Source organism: Rhizobium sp. WW_1 (genome assembly GCF_003610155.1).
Classification (GTDB): Bacteria; Pseudomonadota; Alphaproteobacteria; order Rhizobiales; family Rhizobiaceae; genus Rhizobium; species Rhizobium tropici_A.
In genome coordinates this window covers 557,122-581,663 of the sequence record NZ_RAIN01000002.1, presented here as the reverse complement: position 1 = coordinate 581,663, position 24,542 = coordinate 557,122, and the positions used below count along the sequence as shown (strand labels likewise).

General features: G+C 60.8%; 20 protein-coding genes. 13 read left to right on the top strand and 7 right to left on the bottom strand.

All coding sequences use genetic code 11. The features are described from left to right. The 4 genes from BJ928_RS10090 to BJ928_RS10075 form a co-directional block, all read right to left on the bottom strand. A complete protein-coding gene (locus BJ928_RS10090; protein ID WP_047631633.1) occupies positions 1–1,074 on the bottom strand; it encodes an ABC transporter ATP-binding protein in 1,074 nt (357 codons plus the stop codon). 167 nt (positions 1,075–1,241) lie between these two features. Next, positions 1,242–2,321, bottom strand: coding sequence for an extracellular solute-binding protein (locus BJ928_RS10085; RefSeq protein ID WP_047631634.1), 1,080 nt, complete (start codon positions 2,319–2,321; stop codon positions 1,242–1,244). A gap of 170 nt (positions 2,322–2,491) precedes the next feature. Beyond that, positions 2,492–3,982: an aldehyde dehydrogenase family protein gene (locus BJ928_RS10080; protein WP_047631635.1), complete on the bottom strand. Its 1,491-nt coding sequence runs from the start codon at positions 3,980–3,982 to the stop codon at positions 2,492–2,494. A 1-nt stretch (position 3,983) separates the two neighbouring features. Further along, positions 3,984–5,090 (bottom strand): mandelate racemase/muconate lactonizing enzyme family protein, encoded by a 1,107-nt coding sequence (locus tag BJ928_RS10075; RefSeq protein ID WP_047631903.1) that lies wholly within the window; start codon positions 5,088–5,090, stop codon positions 3,984–3,986. Positions 5,091–5,271: 181 nt separating this feature from the next. On the opposite strand from BJ928_RS10075, the gene BJ928_RS10070 reads away from it, so the two are divergent. Continuing rightward, on the top strand, positions 5,272–6,774 hold the full coding sequence (locus BJ928_RS10070; RefSeq protein WP_052227704.1) for a PLP-dependent aminotransferase family protein: 1,503 nt from the start codon (positions 5,272–5,274) through the stop codon (positions 6,772–6,774). Positions 6,775–6,807: 33 nt separating this feature from the next. Here the strand turns inward: BJ928_RS10070 and BJ928_RS10065 are convergent, their stop codons facing one another. Then, positions 6,808–8,424: a choline dehydrogenase gene (locus BJ928_RS10065; RefSeq protein ID WP_047631905.1), complete on the bottom strand. Its 1,617-nt coding sequence runs from the start codon at positions 8,422–8,424 to the stop codon at positions 6,808–6,810. Between the two features lie 213 nt (positions 8,425–8,637). Beyond that, positions 8,638–9,837 (bottom strand): LysR family transcriptional regulator, encoded by a 1,200-nt coding sequence (locus BJ928_RS10060; RefSeq protein ID WP_183079386.1) that lies wholly within the window; start codon positions 9,835–9,837, stop codon positions 8,638–8,640. 141 nt (positions 9,838–9,978) lie between these two features. On the opposite strand from BJ928_RS10060, the gene BJ928_RS10055 reads away from it, so the two are divergent. From BJ928_RS10055 to BJ928_RS10035, 5 genes are all read left to right on the top strand, one after another. Then, positions 9,979–11,493: an aromatic amino acid lyase gene (locus BJ928_RS10055; RefSeq protein WP_047631637.1), complete on the top strand. Its 1,515-nt coding sequence runs from the start codon at positions 9,979–9,981 to the stop codon at positions 11,491–11,493. A gap of 9 nt (positions 11,494–11,502) precedes the next feature. Then, positions 11,503–12,876: a UbiD family decarboxylase gene (locus BJ928_RS10050; RefSeq protein ID WP_245432271.1), complete on the top strand. Its 1,374-nt coding sequence runs from the start codon at positions 11,503–11,505 to the stop codon at positions 12,874–12,876. Between the two features lie 11 nt (positions 12,877–12,887). Then, positions 12,888–13,457, top strand: a complete 570-nt coding sequence (locus BJ928_RS10045) for a UbiX family flavin prenyltransferase (protein WP_047631639.1) — start codon at positions 12,888–12,890, stop codon at positions 13,455–13,457. Positions 13,458–13,763: 306 nt separating this feature from the next. Beyond that, positions 13,764–13,961 (top strand): hypothetical protein, encoded by a 198-nt coding sequence (locus BJ928_RS38520; RefSeq protein WP_147413897.1) that lies wholly within the window; start codon positions 13,764–13,766, stop codon positions 13,959–13,961. Further along, positions 13,958–15,238 carry a lipoprotein-releasing ABC transporter permease subunit gene (locus BJ928_RS10035; RefSeq protein ID WP_047631641.1) on the top strand — a complete coding sequence of 427 codons (1,281 nt, stop codon included), beginning with the start codon at positions 13,958–13,960 and terminating at the stop codon, positions 15,236–15,238. Before BJ928_RS38520 ends, BJ928_RS10035 begins: the two co-directional genes overlap by 4 nt. 102 nt (positions 15,239–15,340) lie before the next feature. On the opposite strand, the gene BJ928_RS10030 is transcribed toward BJ928_RS10035, so the two are convergent. After that, complete coding sequence (locus BJ928_RS10030) at positions 15,341–16,114, bottom strand: FadR/GntR family transcriptional regulator (RefSeq protein WP_047631642.1); 774 nt, start codon at positions 16,112–16,114, stop codon at positions 15,341–15,343. Between the two features lie 295 nt (positions 16,115–16,409). On the opposite strand from BJ928_RS10030, the gene BJ928_RS10020 reads away from it, so the two are divergent. The 7 genes from BJ928_RS10020 to BJ928_RS09990 all read left to right on the top strand — a co-directional run bounded on the left by BJ928_RS10020 (position 16,410) and on the right by BJ928_RS09990 (position 24,508). Next, positions 16,410–17,390, top strand: a complete 981-nt coding sequence (locus BJ928_RS10020; protein ID WP_047631644.1) for a substrate-binding domain-containing protein — start codon at positions 16,410–16,412, stop codon at positions 17,388–17,390. A gap of 72 nt (positions 17,391–17,462) precedes the next feature. Next, positions 17,463–18,992: a sugar ABC transporter ATP-binding protein gene (locus BJ928_RS10015; RefSeq protein ID WP_047631645.1), complete on the top strand. Its 1,530-nt coding sequence runs from the start codon at positions 17,463–17,465 to the stop codon at positions 18,990–18,992. A gap of 11 nt (positions 18,993–19,003) precedes the next feature. Beyond that, positions 19,004–20,008, top strand: coding sequence for an ABC transporter permease (locus BJ928_RS10010; RefSeq protein ID WP_047631646.1), 1,005 nt, complete (start codon positions 19,004–19,006; stop codon positions 20,006–20,008). Positions 20,009–20,016: 8 nt separating this feature from the next. Then, positions 20,017–20,907 (top strand): aldose 1-epimerase, encoded by an 891-nt coding sequence (locus BJ928_RS10005; RefSeq protein ID WP_047631647.1) that lies wholly within the window; start codon positions 20,017–20,019, stop codon positions 20,905–20,907. 21 nt (positions 20,908–20,928) lie between these two features. Continuing rightward, positions 20,929–22,554 (top strand): GMC family oxidoreductase N-terminal domain-containing protein, encoded by a 1,626-nt coding sequence (locus BJ928_RS10000; RefSeq protein ID WP_047631648.1) that lies wholly within the window; start codon positions 20,929–20,931, stop codon positions 22,552–22,554. Between the two features lie 19 nt (positions 22,555–22,573). After that, positions 22,574–23,722 carry a galactonate dehydratase gene (dgoD, locus tag BJ928_RS09995; protein WP_047631906.1) on the top strand — a complete coding sequence of 383 codons (1,149 nt, stop codon included), beginning with the start codon at positions 22,574–22,576 and terminating at the stop codon, positions 23,720–23,722. A gap of 9 nt (positions 23,723–23,731) precedes the next feature. Further along, complete coding sequence (locus BJ928_RS09990) at positions 23,732–24,508, top strand: SDR family oxidoreductase (protein WP_047631649.1); 777 nt, start codon at positions 23,732–23,734, stop codon at positions 24,506–24,508. Positions 24,509–24,542 lie beyond the last annotated feature (34 nt).

Here is a 24,542-nt window from a genome sequence, read left to right as displayed (position 1 = left end):
TCATCCCGAAACGCTGAAGCAGCGGCCGAATTCGTGCCGCCAGCCGACGGTCACCGCGTCACCCGCCGCGATCGGCGTCGTTTCGCCCCTGACGGCATGCCCGACTTCTATCAGTGCACCGCCATTCATGCGCACCAGCACGCGGCTTGCCGCCCCGTTGAAGAGCAGGCTGTCGACGACGCCGCCAAGGTGGTTGCCTTCGCCCGTCGCAGCGAGCGTGATCACTTCCGGGCGAACGAACAACTCGACCTTGGCGCCGGCCGCAACCTTGTCATCGCCTGCGCATGCGATCACGCGACCGCCGTCAATCTCGATCTCGGCCATGCCGCTCGCCACACGCGAAACGCGGCCGGGCCAGCGGTTGCTGTCGCCGACGAAGCCTGCGACGAAGCCGGTCTTCGGATCGTTGTAAAGCTCCTGCGGCGAACCGATCTGCTCGAAACGGCCTGCATTCATCACGGCCACATTATCCGACATCAACAGCGCTTCGGATTGGTCGTGGGTGATATAGAGAAAGGTGGTGTCGAATTGATGCTGCAGGAGCTTCAGCTCGATCTTCATGCGTTCGCGCAGTTTGAGATCGAGCGCGCCGAGCGGCTCGTCAAGCAGCAGCACATCCGGCTCCAGCACCATGCAACGGGCGATCGCTATGCGCTGCTTCTGTCCGCCGGACAGCTGCGACACCTGCTTTTCCTCGACCCCCGGCAGGCCGATGCGCTCCAGCACGGCGCGAACCTTCCTGGCGATATCCGCCTTATTCTCGCCGCGGCAACGCAGTCCATAGGCAATGTTCTCGCCGACATTCATCATCGGAAACAGCGCCAGATGCTGGAACACCATCTTGACGTTGCGCTTGTTCGGCGGCGTTGCCAGCACCGAGTTTCCCTTGATGCGGATATTGCCGCTTGTCGGGGTTTCGAAGCCGGCAATCATGCGCATCAGCGTGGTCTTGCCACAGCCGGAAGGCCCAAGGATGGAAAAGAAGGAACCGGACGGCACGGCGAAGTCGATGCCGCTGACGGCCGTATAGGCGCCGAACTTCTTGGTCAGGCCCTCGCATTGAAGATCATACATTAAGGCTTTCCGGTCGTTGTCCGCTGCATCGATGCCCTCCGATCAAGGTCGACATCGAAGCACGTCGCAGTTCACTGGATGCGTATGAGAATATGCCAGCCCCTATTGGATACCGAAGGGCTGGCATCGGATCGAAAGCGCGGCAGATAACGGCCCCGCATCACTCGTTAGTTCGAGGTCGCCGCCTTGATGCGTTCCAGCGACTTGCCTTCCATGTCCTCGATACCAGGAGGAATGTTGGCGAAGAACTTGAGATTTGCGAGATCCTCGTCCTTGAAGGCGGCCTTTACCGCAGCCTTCTTGTCGTCGGGCAGCAGATCGATGCCGTTCTTGACCGCCGAGATCGCACCCGTGGAATTCGACATCAGCTTGACGATGTCGGGACGCATGACGAAATTGATCCACTTGTAGGCGGCATCATCCGCTTCGCCCTTGCGCGGGATGGCGAAGGTGTCGATCCAGGCAAGCGCGCCAGTCTTCGGCGGGACGTAGACGATATTGTGGTTCTGGCCGTACAGCTTGAACGCCGTGGAATCCCAGGCTTCCGAGGCGACGACTTCGCCGGAGAGCAATAGCGTCGACAGATCGTCACCGCCATTCCAGTAGGTCTTCACATTGGCCTTGCACGCGATCAGCTTGTCCGTGACCTTGTCGAGCATCTTCTGATACTCATCCGGTTTGCCGTAGAGCGCAAACGGATCGATGCCGAGCGAGAAAGCGGTGCCGAGCAGGATGGTGCGCTTCAGGCGCATCGAGGTGCGGCCCTTGTACTGCGGATTGCAAAGGTCATCCCAGCCCTTCACATCAGGCGCCTTGGAGATGTCGGCAACCAGGCCAGACGTGCCCCATTGATGCGGCACGGCATAGACCTTGCCATCGATCGTGGCGTTCGCCTTTACCCCGTCGAGCAGGTTTGGCGCCATCTCCGACGTATTGATCTTCGACAGATCCATCGGCTTGTAGATCTTGTATTCCTTCTGCGCCGCGAAGATGCGGTCGTGGCTCGGCTGTGCCAGGTCGTATCCGGCACCGCCCGTGGCGCGAAGCTTCGCGATGATTTCCTCGTTGTTCGAGAGGGTTACCTCGACCTCAATGTCGGGATTTTCCTTCTCGAAGAGCTGCACGACATTGTCGGGTGCGTAACCGCCCCAGGTCAGCAGGCGCAAGGTTTCGGCCTGAGCGATGTCGGTACCGATAAGCAGTGCAAGCGCCGTCGTTGCCGCGGCGGCAATGGTAAGCTTCTTCATGATCTTCCTCCTTTAACGGCCGCCCCAATCGGCCCTCGGGTATTCCCGATTATTGACTCCGGAGCATTCGCTCTCGTGATCGCCTTCCCATAGGCATGACTTGCATCATGTTCGAAACTGGCCCTTCGAAAAGGTCCACTTTCCGCAGATCAGGGTTCCACTCTGATCGGCTATTCGGAAATCTTCGCAGCTACGCTCTTGACGCGCGTATAGCTGCGCAGCGCCTCCAGACCCTTCTCCCGGCCGAAACCTGAAAGCTTGTTGCCCCCGAACGGCACCTCGATGCCTCCGGCAAAATACTCGTTGATGTAGACCTGCCCTGCATCGATATCGCGCGCCATGCGATGAGCGGTTGCAAAGTCCCGCGTATAGATGCCGGCAACGAGGCCGAAGGACGTTCCATTGGCGGCGGCAACCGCCTCCTCCTCGCCATCAACCACCTGGACTGACAGCACAGGTCCAAAGATTTCCTCCTGGATGACCGGATCTTCAGGCGTCACTTTGTCGAGAATGGTAGGCTGAAAGAACCAGCCCTGGCCGCTTTGCGGATCGACCGTCCGTGCGCCACCGGCGGCAATCGCAATGCCACGCGCCTTTGCCGCCTCGACATAACCGGCAACTTTTTCCAGATGTGCCGCGGAATTCAATGCACCGACATCCGGGCGACGCAGGCCGTGACCCGGTTTCAACGCCGAGGCTCGCGTTGCAAGTCGGTCGACAAGCTCCTGATGTACGGCGCGCTCCACCACAAGGCGCGAACCGGCCGAGCATATCTGCCCGGCATTTTCATAGATCGCACCCAGGATGCCTTCGATCGCAGCTTCGAGGTTTGCGTCCGCCATGACGACGACCGGCGATTTGCCGCCGAGTTCGAGCACGACGCTCGTGACGTTCGGCGCGGCAGCCTGCATGACGCCGATGCCTGTGCGCACTGAGCCGGTAAAAGTCACATGACGAACGTCGGGATGAGCGACGAGCGGCGAGCCGACCTCGATCCCCGTCCCGGTCACGACATTGCACACCCCGGCGGGAAGGCCGGCACGATAAAGGATATCAGCGAGCATGAGCGCCGTCAGCGGCGTCTGCTCGGCGGGCTTGGCAACCACGGTGCAGCCCGCGGCGAGTGCCGGCGCGATGCCGCGCGCGGCCGTCGACAACGGATAGTTCCAGGGAATGATGTGAGCCGTGACGCCGACCGGCTCCTGCGAGGAGAAGGCAACGTAATCGGCGCCAATCGGAAAGCTGTCGCCCTGGAGCTTGTCGGCCGCGCCGGCATAATAGTCGAAGCAACGTGCCGCACCCGCCACATCGCCTTCCGCTTCCGTCAGCGTCTTGCCGCTATCGAGGCTTTCGACGACGGCAAGCCGCCCCGCCTCGGCGCGGATCAATTGCGCGGTGCGCTGCAGGATCGCACCACGCGCCGACGGTTTCATCCGGCCCCATGCACGTTGTGCGCGCTTGGCAGCGGCAACCGCATGATCGATGTCGTTGGCATCGCCGGCTGCGAAGCTATGGAAGGCGCGCGCGGCGCCCGGATCGAACGTATCCATCTTGCGGTTGGCGACAGCCCGCGTGAACGCGCCATCGATGAAATGATCCTGCGGCAGGCCCTGCAGGGTCCCGGAAGCAAAGTACTCGGCAATCAGTGCGTCCGTTGTCATCCTAATTCATCTCGCTCACGTGATAGGTGGACTTGGCAAGCCATTCGGGATCAATTTCGACACCCCAACCGGGTTCGTCTGTAACGAAAGCCTTGCCGTCGACGATGTCATAGGGCGACTTGCGGAAAAGCCCGTACTGCCAGGGATAATAGTCAGCCCCTTCGATCGAGAATTCCAGGTATTTGCCGCCGTTCGGAATCGCCCGCAGCAGGTGCATGGTAAACAGCGTCACCATCGACCAATTGGCGGCATGCGGCGTAACCGGCAACCCGGCGTCTGCCGCCATGCGCACCACGCGCATCGTACGGTTGATACCGCCGAGATAGCAGATATCGGGCTGTACGATGTCGACCGCGCGCATATCGATCATGCGCTTCCAGACTTGCAGATCGCAATCTTGTTCGCCGCCAGTCACGTCGATGGAAAGCGCGTCGGTCACTTCCTTCGTCTGCTCCAGCAGCCAGTATGGACACGGTTCCTCGAAATGGGCGAGGCCGTTATCCTCCATGATGCGGCCAACCTCGATGGCGCGGGCCGGCGAATAACAGGAATTGCCGTCGGCCAGCAGATCGACGCCCGGGGCGCCGAGCGCCTTGGCGATCGTTGGAATGATTTCCTCGGTACGGTTTGGCCACTCGTCCTGATCACGTCCGCATTCGGCACCGACCCGGAACTTGAAGGCGCTGAAGCCGTACTGGTCGCGCAGCCGCATGAAGCGCTCGGCTTCCTGAGCAGGGGTGATGTCACGCTTCATCGACGAGGCATAGGCGCGCAGCGGGCCGGCCGAACCGCCGAGCAGAGCCGCGACCGGCTTGCCGGCGACCCTGCCGCGCATATCCCAGATCGCCGTGTCCAATCCGCACATCGCGCGGCAGAGGTAGGAACCGGGAAACTTGTGTTCGCGCTCGGCGATGCGATCAAGATGGTCGTCAAGGTCGGAGATCTCCGCTCCGAGCGTCCAGGGCGCCACCTGCCGGTGCAGCACCTGCGCCGTGATGTCGGAGTGGTAGGTCGAAACCTGTCCCCAGCCCTGCGCTCCGGTCTCGTCGGTCACGCGGACGAAGCCGACGAATTCGTTGCAGAAGGTCTCGATGCGTTTGATCTTCATAGCCATTCACTCGGGTTGCAAAGCATGCGTGATTGTCTTCAGTATATCGGATGTCGCATTGACGCTGGCGCCGGGCATCGCGAATTGGTACGATACTCATGAGAAATTCGGCTCGGCATAAGGTCCACTTTGGATAAAATAGCGGGCCAGTTTCGTCGGGTGGAGTGAGGCTCAAAAACATATGGTGAAGTATCCGGGAGGCGCGCTGCTGCCGACGCTCCAATTTGATCGCAGCTCGAAGACACCGATCAGCGTGCAACTTGGTTGCGCATTGCGGGAAATGATCCTCTCAGGGGAACTGAAACCCGGTCAGCGCCTACCCTCGAGCCGAACCCTTGCAAACGACCAGCGCATTTCGCGCACGACCGCCATCAGCGTCTACGAACAATTGACCGCCGAGGGATTGATCCGCTCCAGCATAGGCGCCGGCGCCTTCGTGGCGGACGCTTTGCACGACGGTCAACCCGCGCCATCCATTTCGAATGGCGACGGCGACAACCGTCGACCGCCCCGTCTCGCGCATCTAAGCTCTGAAGCGTCCGAGCACTATTTCCCGCGCATTTCGCATCCGGAGAGCCCCCGTCCCTTCATCACGGGCATGGCAGCCTTCGACGAATTTCCAATGGCACTCTGGTCCAGTCTTGCCGCTCGTTACTGGCGCCAACCGAGAGGTCTCGTACTTGGCTATCCGCCAGCCGAAGGCGCGATGGAACTCCGGCGCGCAGTCGCGACCCACCTGCGCGCCAATCGCGGTATCGTGTGCCATCCCGAACAGGTCTTCATCTTCAATGGTGCGCAGGATGCCTTCAATCGCATCGGCAACATGCTGCTCGATCCGGGCGACACGGTCTGGATCGAAAATCCCGGCGCCATCGGGGCGCGCAACAGCCTGATTTCATCGGGCGCCAAGCTCGTGCCGCTGCCTATCGACGAGGAAGGAATCGATGTTGCGGAGGGGCTGCGGATCGCGCCCGACTTCCGTCTCGCCTTCGTCACGCCCGCGCACCAGCATCCGCTTGGCGTGACGATGAGCCTGACACGCCGTTTCGAGCTTCTTCGCGCAGCCGAGCGGGCCGGCGCCTGGATCATCGAGGATGATTATGTCGGCGAGTTCCACTATTCCGGTCATCCGCCGCCGACCCTCAAAAGCGTCGATACCTCCGGCCGTGTCATCTATGTCGGCAGCTTTTCCAAGTCGTTGTTTGCTGCCCTGCGCTTAGGCTACGTCTTGGCGCCGCCCGAGCTTGTCGACGTGTTCTATCGCGTCGCCGGCGCGACCCTGCAGGGAGCGCCGGCAAGCCTGCAATCGATCGTCGCAAGCTTTATCGAGCATGGGCATTTCGCAAGCCATATTCGTCGCATGCGCCAGATCTATGCCGAGCGTGCCAAGACGCTTGTCGACGAAGCGTCGAAGCATCTGGGCGGCCTGATGGAGGTAGCTTCCAGCGAGACAGGCTTCCACACGATCGGCCAGCTTGCCCCCGGTTTCAACGAAGGCGAGCTGGCGCAACGGGCGGCGGAACGCGGCATCCTCATCTCGCCGGTCTCCCGCTTCGCTATTACTCCGGTCAAGCAGAAGGGCGTCGTGCTCGGCTTCAGCGCAATACCGCCGCGTACCATAGCCACCGGCGTCCAGGCGCTCGCAGCGCTCATGAAGCAGATGCGGGCCGAGCGCGGCAACTGAGTTGCCGCCGACCCATTCCAGGGCGGCAGCCGCTCAGGCGGCGTCGGCAAGCACCAGATCTGCCCCCTTCTCTGCAACCATGATGGTCGGCGCATTGATGTTGCCGGAGGTGATCCGCGGGAAGATCGAGGCATCGATGACCCGCAGGCCATCGAGCCCATGCACCCGCAACCGCGCGTCGACGACGGAGTATACCGGATCGGGTCCCATGGCGCAGGTCCCGCAGGGATGAAAGACCGAACCGCTGCGCGCCCGGATATCGGCCGCCAACTCCTCGTCGCTGACCAGATCCGGTCCAGGTTTCATTTCCTCCTTGATGATCTCGCGCAAGGGGGCAGCCTTGGAGAGACGCCTGAGAAAATGCGCGGCTTCGACCAGTTCGGCGACGTCAGTGTCGGTGGAGAGATAGTTCGGGTGGATTTCGGGTGCGGCGAACGGATCGTTGGATCGGATGCCTAACCAGCCGCGGCTCGTCGGATGGCAATTGGAAACGCCGACGAGGAAGCCAGGAAAGACGTCCGGGCTCAAGAGCGCACGCTTTCCGGGTTGGGCGCGCGTGTAGCTCACCGGCGAGAAATAGAGCTGGATGTTGGGATGCGCCCGCTCCGGGTTCGAGCGGATGAAGCCGCCGCCCTGATTGACGCTGAGCGACAATGGCCCGCTGCGGGTCAGCACATACTGCAGGCCGACCGCAAACCGCCCCCACCATGGCCGCAGCACGTTGTTGAGCGTGGGCTTCGTGGATTTGTAGAGGTGGTCGAACCCGAGATGATCCTGCAAGTTGCGTCCCACCTGTGGCGCGGCATGCACGACCTCGATGCCCAGACGCTTCAGATGATCCGGATCCCCAACGCCAGAATGTTGCAGGATCTGTGGCGAGTTTACGGCCCCCGCCGACAGGATAACCTCCCGGCGCGCCTTCAGCCGCTTGATCTCGCCGCCCTGCCGATATTCGGCGCCGACGGCACGCTTCCCCTCAAACAACAGCCGAGTAACCCGTGCTTCCTTTATCACCTTCAGATTTTGCCGGCCACGCGCCGGGTTCAGATAGGCGGTCGCCGTAGAGCAGCGAAAGCCGTTACGCGTGGTGATCTGGTAGATGCCGATCCCTTCCTGGGTGCGACCGTTGAAGTCGGGATTGTGCGTCAACCCCACCTCGACGCCGGCCGCGATATAGTTCTTGCAAAGCGGATGAACGACGCTCTCGATATTGGTGACGGTCAGAGGTCCACCACGACCGCGCCATTCATCGGCGCCGGCTAGGTTGTTCTCCATTCTCCTGTAAACCGGCAGGACGTCGTCATAGCCCCAGCCAGCGTTACCAAGCGCTTTCCAGCCATCGAAATCCGCGGCCTGGCCACGAATGAACACCATGGCATTGATCGAACTCGACCCGCCAATGACTTTCCCGCGCGGCCAATAGCTCTGGCGGTTGTTGATACCGGGCTCGGGCTCGGTCATGTATTTCCAGTTGAGATGGTCGTGATAGAAGGTCTTGCCGTAACCGATCGGCATCCGCACCCAAAAATTCAGCTCGCTGCCACCGGCTTCAAGCAAGGCAACGCTGTATTTACCGCCTTCCGATAGCCGACTTGCGAGCACGCATCCCGCCGACCCTGCGCCGACAATCAGATAATCAAACTCGTCCATTTCCGAACGCCTCTCCCCTTCACTGGTTGTCGAAATGCTATCAGCGAGCGGCATGGCCATCAGCATCCATTTTCAACCGAAGAACGTACCAGTCTAACAAGACCAATGCCGATCGATATCGTTGAAAAATCGATTGTTCTGTCGACGTGAAATCCTGATTCAGTCCTTTGGTGTTTGACGAAATCAACTAATCCTTTTTGCTCTCGAACGGTGCTAAGCCGATAGTGTCAAGGAATGGGCAAGCTGCATTGCAATCCTCTTTGCCGCCTGTGTCCGTCGCCATACCAGGTGGAACCGTACCTGCGGATTTCCCGGCAACCGGGCGACGCTGATTTCGCGCACGAACGAAGGCACGGTATCCATGGGAAGTATCGATAAATAGCCATGATCGCTGACCAGTCGGATGATGATCGATAGCGCGTCGACCTCGACCAGCGACGAGATTCCGCCGTTCGCGCTGTTATCCATCAACGGCCCCAGCGCCTCGCTGATCTGTTGCCGCAATCCACTGCGCACGCTGGGGACAGCCACCAGATTATCGGAGAGCATGGACTCGAGCGAGACGGCTGCGGCCATGGTTTCGGACGGTGCGACCAGCACCAGTTCCGCGGCGAAAATCTCCAGACTTTCGAACTGCTTGTGACGGGTAGCAATATCGATGAGCACGACATCGAAACGCCCGGACTTCAGCCCTTCCAGCAGATCTTCCGCAGTCGTGCTGCTGACAAGAAGATCCGGTCGAGCGTCATCAGCTCGCCATTCCGCGACCAATCTTGCCAGTCGCGCGGCAAGGCGGCCTTCGTGACTGATCGGGATGATCGTACCGAGCTTGACTGTCCTGCTCTCTTGCGCAAACCGCATCTTGGCCGGCGCCGTCAGCTCCGCGATCAGGGCGACCAGGGCAAGCCCTGCCTCGTTCAAGGCCGCCCCTTGCGCCGTCGGGATGCAGCCTTCGCTCGCCCTTACCAGCAAGCGGCAGCCAAGCACTGTTTCCAGATGCAGCATTTGACGCGACAGGTTCGGCTGGCCGATCTCCAGCTCACGCGCCGCTCGCCGGACACTGCCGACGCGGACGACATGGTTGAAATGGGAGAGAGCGCCGACGGAGATCGTGCTGCCGGCCGCCCAGATCAGCACTTCATTGCCACCGACGACAATTTTCGGCTCTGCAATACAAGCAATGGCCCCAAGCCTCTCGACGAAGGTTGCCATTGAACGACCAAAGGTCTCGCCAGCCAATGTAAAGGACAGCGCCCCCTCGACACGCAGGGCCAATTTTAGCGCAAGCGTTGCCTCGAACCGCTCGAAGGCTGCAGCGACAGTCGAGACCGGACGCCCGAGCAAGCGGGCAGCGCCGCGAACGGATCCCTCCTGCATAACTGCAAGCGTCATGGCCAGGGTGGCGATATTCATCCGTTTCGCATCCCATAGCGATATCGGCGCTGCGATGTCGCCGCGCATCCAGTGTCCATATTTTAGCATATCGTCTGGATCGGACATCCGCAATAAAGTTGCCCGAGAAGATCGGCAACGGCGGAAAGGCGGAAGAGCAGAATGCAGTTGAATGGGACGGCACCATCCACGGTCACTCTCGGCGACATGCCGCTGACATTACGGGAGGTCGAAGCGATCGCGAGACAGCGCGCAACCGTCGATCTCTCGCAACAGGGACGCGCGGCGGTCGCTTCGGCGCGGGCCGTTGTCGACAGGCTGGTCGAGAGCGGCACACCTGCCTACGGGATTACAACGGGAGTCGGCAGCCAGAAGGACTTCGGCATCAGCACGGAAGCCATTGCCCGCTACAACAATCTGATGATCACGGCTCATGCGACGCTTGCGCCTGGACGCGATGCGCCGCCGGAGGTCATCCGCGCCGCGCTTGCGATCCAGCTTTCGCTTTTTGCACGCGGGCGCTCCGGTGTCCGCCTCGAATTGGTCGAAAGCCTGCTTGCGCGGCTGCAGACCGACGATCTGCCAGGGGCGCGGCTTGGATCATCGGTCGGTGCATCGGATATCGTCGCAATGAGCCAGCTTGCAGCGCCGCTGATCGGCAATACGGCAATCGGCAACGGCGGCGGAGGTCCCTCGCCTGTCGGAAGCCTGGCCGCCAAGGAGGCCGTATCGCTGCTCAATTCCAATAGCCTGATGCTGGCCGAAGCGAGCCTTGCGATCATGGAGGCAAGAGCGCTTCTCGATGCGGCGACGGCCGCAGGCGCGATGTCGATGGAGGGCTTTCGTGGCAATGTTCAATCATGGAGCGCTCGTGTGGATGCCGCACGCGGACAAGCCGGTCAAACCCGCGTCGGCGTCGCTCTGCGCGCGTCGCTCGCCAACAGCCGGCTGTGGCAGAAAGGCGAGGCCCGCTTCCTGCAGGACCCCCTCAGTTTCCGCTGCATCCCGCAGATCCACGGCGCGGCCGAGGCGGCTTTCGATTTCGCATACGGCATCTTTGAAACCGAGCTGTCGGCGGCCTGCGACAATCCACTCATCGACGCCGCGTCCGGCGATTTCATCTCCCATGGCAACATGGAAACGACAGCCTGCGCGCTTGCCATGGACACGTTGCGTCAGGCGCTCGCCAAGGTGATCGAGGCATCCGGCCAGCGCATCCACAAGATACAGTGGCCGGGGTTCACCGGATTGCCGACCAGCCTTGCCGTCGAACCGGGCGCGATCGGCGGCGTCCAGTTCCTCAATTTAGGCCACATCGCCGGCGCGAATGTCGGCGCAGTCCGTCAGGCGGCCCATCCCGCAATGCTGAACTATTCCGGCCAACTCGACGATGGCGTCGAGGATGTCGCCGGCAATGCGCCGCAATCCGTTGCGGAAACGGTGCGAATGCTGGTGCCCGCCTGGAATGTGGTGGCCATCGAGATGGCCTGCGCGGTCTGGGCGATCCATCGGCGCGCGCTGCCGATCCAAACGCTCGGTGACGGCGTGCGGCCGCTGGTCGAGCAGCTCCTGCCCATGCTTCCGATCGGGACCGAGGGCCAGCGGGTCTTCGATCTGGCTCCGATCGTCAATGTGGTGAAATCCGCCTTCGGCATCAGCCGATCGGTATTCGACTAGGAGATGACAGTGTCCAACCCTTCATCCGATCAGAGCTTCCGCACCGCCCTGCAATATCTGGAGACATCTGGCCAGTTGCACCGGATCGAACGACCCGTCGACGCCCGCTTCGAAATCGGCGCCGTGCTGGCATTGCGGGATCGCGGCCCGGCCCAATTGTTTTCCAATGTCATTGGCCACACTTTGCCGGTGGTCGGCAACATCATGAACTCCCGGGAAAGGGTCGCGGGGCTTCTCGGCGTCGAAAAGGCGGATCTCCAAAAGATGATTCTGAAGGCGCTTGCCTCGCCTATCTCCCCGGTGATGGTTGAAAATGCTCCCTTGCACGAAGTCGTGCATAAGGACCCCATCGATCTCGCCCGCCTTTTGCCCGTTCCGACCTGGTTCGAGCACGAAAGCGGGGCCTATATCACCGCCGGCGTTATCGTCGCCAAAGATCCGGAAACCGGTCACCGCAATGTTTCCATCGCGCGGCTTCGGCTCGACGGTGGCGGGCGCATCATGGTCGGGATCGCCAAGAACCACCATCTCAATCTTCTGGCGGAAAAAGCCCGGGAACTCGGGCAGAAACTGCCGATCGCCGTCGCCATCGGCAATCATCCCGCCGTGCTGCTTGGTTCGCAAATGTACCTCGGCCTCGGCGATGATGAATATGATGTCGTTGGCGGTATGCTCGGTGAGCCGTTGCAACTGACGCGCTGCCTTACGGTGCCTCTAGAAGTCCCGGCGGGAGCGGAAATCGTCCTCGAGGGAGAGATCGATGCCGGCGATCTGATCGAGGAAGGCTCAGTCTCGGAGTTCCACGGCTTTTACGTCAGCTATGGCCCGGGAACGGGCGGCAGGATCACCTGCGTCACCCACCGCCGCGATGCCGTCTATCAAGCGATCCTGCCGGGCTATGCTTCCGAACACTGCCTGCTTGGAGCTATTGCGATCGAGGCGGTCTGCTGCCAGGCGCTGAAGCGGGTCATCCCCGCGGTGCGCCGGGTTCTGGTGACGGACGGCGGCATGGGGCGACTGCATGCGATCATCGTCATGCATCGGCCACGCCTCGGCGAGGGCAAGCGGGCGATCATCCTGGCGATGGGGCAGATCAATCTTTTGAAACACGTTATCGTCGTCGAAGACGATATCGATCCGGAAGATCCCGCTCAGGTCGAATGGTCGATTGCCGCTCGGTTCCGGGGCGACGAGGATCTGGTCGTCCTGCCGGGCATGAAGGCCGATCGCTGCGATCCCGTCCATGAAAATCTGACGATCACCAAGATCGGCATGGTTGCCTGCACCCGACCTGGCGACGGCGAGCGCGGGACATTGTCGGAATTCTGCCGACCGCCCGAAGACGTGATGCGCCATGTGCGTGCGCATATTGAAGACTATTGAGGACAGATCATATGACCGGCGCCAAACGCATCATCGTCGCCATTACCGGGGCCTCCGGCTTCGACTATGGAATCAGGATCCTCGAAATGTTGCGTTCCGAATCCATCGAGACGCATCTCGTCATATCCCGGGCAGCCATGACCGCCATGTCGCATGAAACCGACATGACCGTCGCAAAAGTGAAGCAACTTGCCGACCATTGCCATGACAATCGCGACATCGGTGCGCCGATTGCAAGCGGTTCCTTCCGCACGGTCGGCATGATCGTTGCCCCTTGTTCGGCGAAGAGCCTGGCGGAAATTACCATGGGAACCGGTGGTAATCTCGTCACCCGAGCGGCCGATGTCGTACTGAAGGAACGTCGCCGCCTCGTCGTATTGTTTCGCGAGACGCCGCTGCATCTCGGCCATTGCCGCAATATGCTGCAGCTCACCGAGATGGGCGGCATAGTCATGCCGCCGATGCCGGCCTTCTATCCGAAACCGCAAACCATCGAAGACATCGTCTCCTATACCGCCGCCCGCGTCCTCGACCTGTTCGATCTCGACATCATCGCCACCGGACGATGGAAAGGTGGATAAGGATTGCCTGCAAAGAAGACTCGACGGCGATCGACGCGATGGTGGCAGCGGGCCCAGCGGACCAATGTTCCTTTTGAGTGATGACTGTTCGGAGGAGTGATTCTAATTATGTCGCTCTTGGTTTGAACTGAACAGCAGTCTCGTGATCGGTTCAGAGGGAGTGAAAGGCAGATTGATGACCTCTGGATGCAGCTCGCGCAGTACCGCAATGTTCACGTAATGCATCGCCGCCAACCTTTCCCAGTGAAGATACATGTTGCCGCCGCCGCTCCAGTTCGCGACCATTCAGCTTGCACGACCGCGGGAATGCGGGCTGGCGTTCGTTTGCCGATCTGCATTGGGGGATTGCCGCTGACGTCAGTATTGATTGCGCCGCAGGCGCTTGCGAGACCGATTGACGATAAGGCTCGGCCAGTTTTGGAGAATGCCGATCAGCTTGTGGTGAATACCTTCGACGACCTCCCGCTCGACAATCCGGCCGGCATTACCGGAGCCGCCGCATGAGCGTAGCCGTCTCGAGAAGGGGCGCCCGGCCGTTTTCGGCCTTCGAGCGCATGGTCGCGTGGCGCTATCTTCGCTCCAGGCGCAAGGAAACGATGATCTCGGTCATCTCGATCATCTCATTCATCGGCATCATGCTGGGTGTAGCGACGCTGATCATCGTCATGGCGGTGATGAACGGCTTTCGTGCCGAACTCCTCGACCGCCTCCTCGGCATCAACGGCCATCTGATCGTGCAGCCGATCGAAAGCGGTCTTGACGACTACGAGGAGATTGCCGCGCGCTTCAACCAGATTGCCGGCGTGCGCTATGCGATCCCGCTGACCGAGGGGCAGGTGCTTGCAAGCGGCCAGGCCGGTGCGGGAACCGGCGCGCTGGTGCGCGGTGTGCGCGAAAAAGACATCGTCAAGCTGGCGCAGGTCTCCGGCAATGTCCGCCAGGGTACGCTCGAGGGCTTCGATGCATCGAAAGGAGCGGCCATCGGCAAGCGGATGGCCGACAAACTCGGACTCTCGGTCGGCGATGGCATCCAACTGATCGCGCCCGAGGGCGACGTAACCCCATTCGGTGTCACGCCGCGCCAGAAGACCTATCCAGTGGTAGCAATCTTCGAGGTCGGCATGTCGCAATATGACAGTTCGATCATCTATCTGCCGCTCAGCGAAGCTCAGTTCTATTTCAATTCCGAAGGCACCGTGCAATCTATCGAGGTCTCCGTCGATGACCCGGATGCCGTGGACCAGGTGCGCCCGGCCGTCGAGGACGCGGCGATGCGACCCGTGTTGCTGACCGACTGGCGCCAGCGCAACCAGACCTTCTTCTCGGCTCTGCAGGTCCAGCGGAACGTCATGTTCATGATCCTGATGCTGATCGTGCTGGTCGCCGCGCTCAACATCATTTCGGGACTGTTCATGCTGGTCAAGGAGAAGGGCTCCGACATTGCAATCCTGCGCACGATGGGCGCCACCAGCGGCGCGGTCATGCGCATCTTCTTCATGACCGGGGTGGCGATCGGCGTCGCCGGCACGATCGCGGGCGTCGTGCTCGGCGTCATCGTGTGCATGAATGTCGAACTGATCCGCCAGTTCTTTTCGTGGCTGTCGGGGACGACGCTGTTCAATCCCGAACTCTATTTCCTGAGCCAGTTACCGGCGCGCATGGACATCGCCGAGACCGTGTCGGTCGTCCTGATCGCACTGGTCCTTTCTTCCCTCGCCACGCTCCTTCCGGCCTGGCGCGCAGCCAGGCTCGACCCTGTCGATGCGCTGAGATTCGAATGATGGCGGCGAACGCGGTTCTGTAACTCAAGCAGGTCGAGCGCTCCTGCGAGAACGCATTCGGCAAGCCTGTCTCCGCTCGGCCGGGGCGCCGCCATGCCAGCCTCACTGCACGTCCGCTTTCGATCTCCTGAGCGCTTCGTTGATCTCGCTACGCGCAACGCCGATCAATTGTTCCATCGCGAACTTGGCGTCCTCGGGGCGCCGCATCCGGATAGCCTCGAGAACGTCGTGATGTTTCGTGATCGCTTGTTCGTGCGACTGACTGGCGCGGTTGGTCAGCCGAAAGCTCGCCAAAAGGGCAGCCCTGATGGCCGTTGCGAACTGGCGATAGACCCAGTTGCCACTGGCATCAATGATCGCCGTATGAAACTCAAGGTCGGCCCGGCTCCATGCCTCGTTGTCGCGGGAGTTGGCTTCGACCATATCCTCGAATGCCTTGGAGATCTGATAGAGCTGACGTGCGGTTGCCTTCGCTGCGGCCTGCGCCGCCGCCGCGGGTTCGAGTAACTGCCTGGCATCGATCAAGGAGGCATAGAAATTCTCATCGGCCCCGACCGAGAGTATCGCGTCGAGCACCAGCGGATCCAGATAATTCCAGTTTTCTCTGGGGAGTACGGATGTTCCTGCCCGGGTCCGCGATCGAACCATGCCCAGTGCGGACAGATATTGCATTGCCTCCCGCAGGCTGGTGCGGCTGACCTCGAACTCCGCCGTGAGTTCCGCCTCGTTCGGCAGTGTCGAGCCTTCGGCCAGTTCACCCGAGACGATCTTGTGAACAAATCTCTGGAGAAGGCTCTCACGAACGCTCCGCTTGCCATGTTCGGCAATCGGAGCGCCGTCCAGGGTCAAAATCCGCCCCGCCTTTGCTTTCGTCATCCCTTTTCCTTCCCCACGATCACCGCCTAGCAGCCTTTTTCGATCCACGAACCTGCAGCTCAGACTTGAGACGATCATCCCGTGCGCCGGAAACAAATCACATGCATGCGGTGGACTCTTCCGTCTCCTTCCATTCGCTAGCACAGAAGTCGGTCGGTTTCCATATTTTTGAAAAAATAAATCGTATTTATATTGACATTAATATGATCAAGAATAAGGTTGGACTACAGTGGATGAGAACGGCCCCTGAGCCCTTCACCGCTATTTCGATCATTCAATGAGGAGGGAGGAGCGTATGAAGCTCATCAAGGTTGCCGCCATGCTGACAATGTCGGCCGTCGCCGTAGCGCAGGCGTCAAGTGGCTTTGCTCAGGACAAGGCTCTAAAGATCGGGGCGATCTATATGGATGCCCAGGGTTTCTACGCGGGTGTCCGCAAAGGCATCGAAACCGGCGCGAAAGATGCGGGCGACAAGCTGGATCTGATCGAAACCAACGCCCAGGGCGACGTCAGCAAGGAATCGTCGTTCATCGACTCCCTGATCTCCGCCGGAGTAAAGGCGATCATCGTCTCGCCGGTATCGGCCGATGGTTCCTACCGCGCCATTCGCCGTGCGCATGATGCCGGCATTCCGGTGATCTGCTACAACACCTGCCTGAACGATGCCGACATGAAGTCCTACGTCTCTGCCTATGCGGTCGGGGACCCCTATGAATTCGGTCATAAGCTCGGCGATGCGGCCGGCGACTACTTCCTCGCGGAAAAGAAAACTGCTCCGAAAATTGCCATCCTGAACTGCGAATTCGTCGAGGTTTGCGTGACGCGCCGCAAGGGCTTCGAGGACGCGTTGAAGGCGAAGGTTCCCGGCGCAACGATCGTTGCCAACCAGGAAGGCGCCATCCTCGACAAGGCGGTTTCGGTTGCCAGCACCATTCTCTCCGCCAACCCGGATATTGACGCCTTCTTCGGCGAGGCCGGGGGCGCGACCCTCGGCGCGGCGCGCGCGGTCAAGAGCCAGGGCAAGACCGGCAAGGTCGTGGTGTTCGGCGGCGACATGACCACGGAAATCGCTCAGGAACTCTCCGACTTCAGCATCGTCAAGGCGGTCGTCGACATTTCCGGCCAGGGCCTCGGCAAGCTGGCTTTGGCGCAGGCCGTCAAGGCAATCGATGGTCAGGCGCCGTCCGACATCAAGGTTCCCTACAATATCGATCTTTACAAATCGTCCGACGACGCAAAGGCCTGGCTGAAGGCTCATGCCGACGGTCTACCCTGATTAAGCTCGTCCCGATCTTCGCAAAAGATGCCGCCGGCTGTCCGGCGGCAATATTCAATCTGGAACGTGCCAATGATGTCTGCCAACCACTCCGCCCCTGCGGCATCCGCAAGGATCGTCGCTTCCGTCAAGGGTTGCACGCGCCAATATCCGGGCGTCCTTGCGCTGGATAATGCGACGTTCGAGGTCGCGGCCGGCGAGGTGAGAGCGCTTCTCGGCAAGAACGGCGCCGGTAAATCAACGATGATCCGCCTCTTGACCGGCGCTGAAATCCCGGACAGCGGAACCGTGTCCATCGATGGCATCGAGCTTGGGCAGACTGGATCGGTGCGTGCTCAGGAAGCCTTTGAAAACGGTGTCCGTGTCGTCTACCAGGAACTGAGCCTTGTGCCGGGAATGACCCTTGCCGAAAATCTGTTTCTCGGCCGGTGGCCCCGTCAGGGCGGCGTGATCCAATATGCCAAGATGGAAGCGCAGGCCGCAGAAGCCATGGCGCGGCTCGGGCTTGATCTCCCCACCAACAGGCTGGTCATGAGCCTGAGCCCCGCCGAACGCCAGTTGCTTGAGATCGCCCGCGTCCTCATCGGCAAGCCAAAGCTCGTCATCCTCGACGAGCCGACTAGCTCGCTTGCCGCGGCCGAGGCGGAGAAAGTCATGAATGCGGTAACGCGCATTGCCTCCGAGGGCATCGCGGTTATCTATGTCAGCCATCGCATGAACGAGATCCGCCAGATCGCGCATTCCGCAACCGTGATGCGTGACGGCCGCATCATCGACACGGTCGATGTCAAGGGTGCCGAGACGCGCGAGATCGTTCGGCTGATGTTGGGTTCCGAGGCCTCGCAGGTCGCTTTGCTGGAGACAAATTCCCGCGAAAGGATGGCCCTGGAAGTCAAAGATCTGGCCGTCCTCCCCAAGCTCCGATCGATATCGTTCAAGCTTCGCGAAGGGGAAGTGCTCGGGATCGCCGGCTTGCTCGGATCAGGACGAACGGAACTCCTTCAGGCCATCATGGGAATTCGCTCTTTCTCGCGTGGAGAAATGCAGGTCGACGGATCGGCGGTGAAAACGCCGCGATACAGGCAGATGGTCAGCCGCGGCTTCGGCTATACGCCCGAGAGCCGCAAGGAGGAGGGCATCGTCCCGCTGCTTGGCGTCGACGAAAACGCCTTGGCGACGAATTTCGCCGCCGTCAGCCGCAACGGCATATTATCTACCCGCCTCATGGCAGAGGCAGCGCGGCGCGTCATCGATCGACTGCACGTGAAGACGGCGCGCACCGATACGCCGATTGGCACGCTTTCCGGCGGCAACCAGCAGAAGGTCGTCATCGGCCGCTGGGTGCATGCCGACAGTCGCGTGCTCTTGCTCGACGAGCCGACGCGTGGCGTCGACGTCGAGGCAAAAGCGCAGATCTACGCGATCATTCGGCAACTGGCGGCCGAAGGCCGCAGCATCATTTTCGTTTCAAGTGAAATAGAGGAATTGCCCCTCGTCTGCGACCGGGTCCTTGTCTTGAGGGACGGCACGCTGCAGGAGGAATTCCATTCCCCCAATATCGATCAGGACGCTGTAATGGCCGCCTGTATTACCGGACATTGACGGAGGTTCCGATGGCAATCGACCAGGCTGCAAAATCCGCAGCCGCCAAGGCGGACAAAGGCGGTATCAGTTTCTTCCAGCACATGAACGAGCTCAGCCTGTTCGTGGCAATCATCGTGCTCTACGTCGTGTTCACCTCGACGGCGGGCGGCTTCATGTCGTTCAACAACCAGATCAATATCCTGCGCGATGCGGCGACGATCGGGATCGCTGCCTGGGCGGCAACCCTGATCATCATTGCCGGCGAAATCGACGTCAGTGTCGGTCCGATGGTTGCCTTCATCTCTGTCGTCCTTGCCGATCTCCTGCAATGGGGTGTTCCAACGCCCCTCGCCTTTGCGCTTGCCATCGTGGTCGGCGCGCTTCTGGGCTCAATTCCGGGAATTCTGAGGGCTTATTTCGACGTGCCCTCCTTTGTCGGTACGCTCGGACTTTGGAGTGCGCTGCGCGGCATCGCTCTCTTCGTCACGGACGCGCTTCCCGTATCGATCGGCCGTAACGATCTCCTGGACGCGCTCGATCAGTCGATCTTCGGGGTACCGCCAGCCGCAATCATCATGCTCGTCCTGTTTGCCGTATTTGCCTTCGTCAGCAGGAAGACGGCTTTCGGCCGGTCAGTTTTTGCGATCGGCGGCAATGCGCAGGCGGCATTCCTGAGCGGCATCAACGTATCGCGGATTCGCGTTGCGCTCTTTGCGATCGCCGGAGCAATGGCAGCGATCTCGGGTATCCTCCTCGTATCTCGGCTGGGGTCCGGCAACGCCACCGCCGCAACCGGCCTTGAGTTCGACGTCATCGCGGCTGTTGTCGTCGGTGGGACGTCGCTGTCGGGTGGGCGAGGATCGATGCTCGGCACCCTGCTTGGCGTGCTCGTCATCACCCTGATCGGCAATGGCCTGGTTCTGCTCGGCATCAATCCGTTCTTCCAGCAGGTGGTGCGGGGCCTGATCATCGTCGTTGCGGTGCTCGCCAATATCCAGGCGATCAAGCGCAGCGCGTCACGCAACAAGGGATAAGCTAGTCGATGCCGGTGATTGAACTCAAGGATGGTGACTTCACGCTCCGCGTCTCGACGGCCGGCGGCCTGATCCTCGGATATTGGTGGAACAGAGGTGCCGACAGGGTGGCGCTTCTCAGACCCGCGCCGAATGACGACGCCGATGCGCTGTCGTCCGGTTGCTATCCCCTCGTCCCATTCGGCAACCGGGTCAGGGACAACCGGTTCACCTTCGAGGGACGTTCGTATCACTTTACCGCAAACACCGAGTGGGACCCGCACTATCTCCACGGTGAAGGATGGAACTCGCAGTGGTCGCTGGAGCGGCACAGCGACAGCGAGATTGAACTCAGCCTCGTGCATCGAGGCGGCCATACGCCCTACGAATACCGGGCGCGTCAGCAGTTCCGTCTCGAGGACAACGCGCTTGAGATGGAACTGCTGGTCGAGAACCTCGCAGATCACGCCCTCCCCTTCGGCCTTGGATGGCATCCCTATTTTCCGATGACGCCGCAAACGACCCTCACCGCCCCGGCGCAAAGGTTCTGGACCGAGGTCGAGGGTTGGCTTCCAGGTCACGCCGAGGATATCCCCGACGATCTGAATTTCAGCAAGCCCTCCAGCCTGCCTTGCCGTTGGGTCAACAATGGCTTTGAAGGCTGGTCCGGAGAGGCGCTGATCTCCTGGCCGGAGCGCAAGGCAGCGCTCGAATTGAGCGCCGACCCGCTGTTCAGGCATGCCTTCATCTTCGTGTCGGACTCGGGATTCGATCCCAATTTCAAACGCGATTATTTCTGCTTCGAACCGATGTCTCACCTCGCCAACGGCCATAATCTGCCAGGTCTCGGTGATTTGAAGGTCCTTCAGCCGGGTGATCGGCTCTCAGGCCGTATCCGTCTTCGTCCGCAGGCAATCTGACTTTTTTCACGGAGCATTCCAATGTCCGACAACGGTCGGTTCGACTTTATTATCGTTGGAGGCGGCAGTTCGGCATGCGTGGTCGCTGCGCGGCTGGTCACCGAAGGCAAGGCACGTGTGCTGCTGCTTGAGCGTGGCCCTGCAAAGGCAAATCCGATCATGCATTTTCCAGCGGGCTATATGAAGTTCCTGGCAAAGGACACCTATCTTGCGATGCACAAGACCAAGCCCCAGCCTCAGTTGGATGGCCGCGGGCCGATCGTCCCCCAGGGCAAGGTCCTGGGTGGCGGCAGCACGGTCAATGCCATGGTCTACATGCGAGGGCAGGCGGCTGATTTCGACCGTTGGAACGAGTTGATCTCCCCACCCGGGTCCAATGACGGCGCCTGGTCCTATCGGGACATGCTTCCCTATTTCAAGGCACAGGAAGACAACGATCACCTCGCCGGCGAATTTCACGGCGTCGGCGGCCCGTTGAAGATTTCCCATCTCGGCCATACCAGCCCGATGACACGTACCTATGTGAAGACGCTGCAGGGCATGGGCATCCCCTATAATCCCGACTTCAACGGTGCGCGCCAATTCGGCGTCGGTTTCATGCAGCACACCATCGATTGGAAGACGCATCGCCGCTCGAGCGCCGTCGACGCGTTTCTCGCGCCCGTCATGAACAATCCGTTGTTGACGATAGAGACCGGCGCTGTCGTCACCGGCCTGAAGATGGACGGTGATCGGGTCACGGGCGTCGACTATCTGAAGAACGGTCAGTCGCGCTCGGCATCGGCGGGAATTGACGTCATTCTTGCGGCCGGCGCCTATCAGACGCCGAAGCTCATGATGGTATCAGGCATTGGCCCCGAGGACGAACTCGGCAGGCACGGGATCAAAACGAAGGTCGCATTGCCGGGCGTCGGCAAAAATCTGCAGGATCACTATGAATGCCCGGTCGTTGCGACGACCAGGGGATCGTTCGGCTATTACGGGCAGGATCGTGGCTGGCCGATGATCAAAGCGGGATTGCAATATCTCCTGTTCAAGTCAGGTCCGGTTTCGACGACGGGCGTGGAAACCTGTGCCTTCTACGATCCGGACGGGAACAATGACCAGCCGACGATCCAGATGTTCTGCGTGCCCACCGTCTATCTCGATCGCGATGTCATGGGGACGGAGCCCGGCGATGGCGTCACGATCAATTCGCTTCTCCTTCGGCCGAAAGCCAGAGGCACCGTTACTCTGACATCTGCCGATCCTCTCGCCGATCCGATCATCGACACCCAGATTTTTGGTCATCCCGATGACCTGCGCCTGACAATGGCCGGGTTTCGTTTTGCGCGCACCGTCCTGGCGGCGGCCCCGATGCGGGATCTCATCGACAAGGAGATTTTTCCCGGCGCCGACGTCGTCAGCGAAGAGGCGATCGCGGCACATTGCAAGCGGACGGTCAAGACCGGCTACCATCCGGTCGGAACCTGCAAGATGGGACGGGACAGCGATCCGGAAGCGGTGCTCGATCTCGACCTGAAGATCCGGGGCACGCGTGGCCTGCGCGTCGTCGATGCCTCCCTGATGCCGACAATCGTAAGCGGAAACACCAACGCCGCCGTGCTCGCGGCGGCGGGAAAAGCCGCCGACCTCATTCTTGCATGATACGGGATTCGATATCGCGATGAAAATCACCAAGCTGACGACCTACATCGTTCCGCCGCGCTGGATGTTCCTGAAGATCGAGACCGACGAAGGCATCACCGGCTGGGGCGAGCCCGTGGTCGAGGGTCGCGCGCTGACCGTGCAGGCGGCCGTCCACGAGCTGGAAGACTATCTGATCGGCAAGGACCCGTTCCTGATCGAGGACCATTGGACCGTCATGTACCGCGCCGGCTTCTATCGCGGCGGCGCCATCCACATGTCGGCGCTCGCCGGCATCGACCAGGCGCTCTGGGACATCAAGGGCAAGGCGCTTGGACAGCCGATCCATTCGCTGCTCGGCGGCCAGGTGCGCAACAAGATCAAGGTCTATTCCTGGATCGGCGGCGACCGTCCCTCCGACGTCGCCCGTAATGCGCAGGACGTCGTCGATCGCGGTTTCAAGGCGCTCAAGATGAATGGAGCCGAAGAGCTTCAGATCGTCGATACCTATGAGAAGGTCGAGGCCATCATTGCCAATGTCGCGGCGGTGCGAGAGGCCGTCGGGCCGCATGTGGGAATCGGTGCCGATTTCCACGGCCGCGTCCATCGGCCGATGGCCAAGGTTCTCGCCAAGGAGCTCGAGCCCTACAAGCTGCTCTTCATCGAGGAGCCGGTATTGTCGGAAAACCGCGAGGCGCTGAAGGAAATCGCCAACCATTGCTCGACGCCGATCGCCTTGGGTGAGCGCCTCTATTCGCGCTGGGACTTCAAGTCGGTACTGTCGGACGGTTATGTCGACATTCTCCAGCCCGATCTGTCCCATGCCGGCGGCATTACCGAATGCCGCAAGATCGCGGCCATGGCCGAAGCCTATGACGTGGCGCTCGCCCCGCATTGCCCGCTTGGGCCGATCGCCCTTGCCGCCTGCCTGCAAGTCGATGCCGTCAGCTACAATGCTTTCATCCAGGAGCAGAGCCTCGGCATCCACTACAACAAGGGCAACGACATCCTCGACTATATCTCCAACAAGGAGGTGTTCCACTATGCCGACGGCTTCGTCTCGATCCCGCAGGGTCCGGGCCTCGGCATCGAGGTCGACGAGACCTATGTTATCGAGCGCGCCAAGGAAGGCCATCGCTGGCGCAACCCCGTCTGGCGCCACGAGGATGGCAGCGTTGCCGAGTGGTAGGAGATTGTCATGGTGAACCGTCTTTCCAACAAGCGTATCCTCGTAACCGGCGCGGCGCAGGGCATCGGCCTTGCGATCGCCAAAGCCTGTGTTGCCGAAGGCGCCAGCCTTCTTCTCATCGATGTTGATGGCGAAAGACTGGCCCGCGAAGCCGAGGCGCTGAGGACCGGGGGCGCCAAGGTCTGCCATCAGGCCGTCGATATTGTCGACGCAGCGCAGGTCGCATCCGCCGTTCGCCTCGCGGGCGACGAGCTTGGCCCCCTGAATGCCTTGATCAACAACGCCGGCGTGAATGTCTTTGCCGAGCCGCTGGCGACCTCAGAGGCGGAATGGCAGCGTTGCTTCGACATCAATCTCAAGGGCGCGTGGAACTGCTGCAAGGCGGTCCTCCCCGGTCTCATCGAGCAAGGCGGCGGCGCCATTCTCAACATCGCCTCGACCCATGCGTTCACCATCATTCCCCACACATTTCCCTATCCGCTTGCCAAGCATGCCCTGCTCGGCATGACGAAATCGCTTGGCCTCGAATACGCGGCCAAGGGCGTCAGGGTGAACGCGCTTGCACCAGGCTATGTCGCAACACAGAAAGTCATCGACTACTGGAACAGCTTTCCCGATCCGGAGGCCGCAAAGGCGGAAACGATGAGGTTGCATCCCGGCGGGCGCATTGCGTCGCCGGAGGAGATCGCGCTTGCCGCCGTCTTCATGATTTCCGACGAATGCCCGTTCATGAATGCCACCTGCCTGACGATCGACGGCGGATTGAGCGTGCAGCAACATCCCTGAACAGCCAGCTTGGTCCAATCCTGTGGTTGGGTAC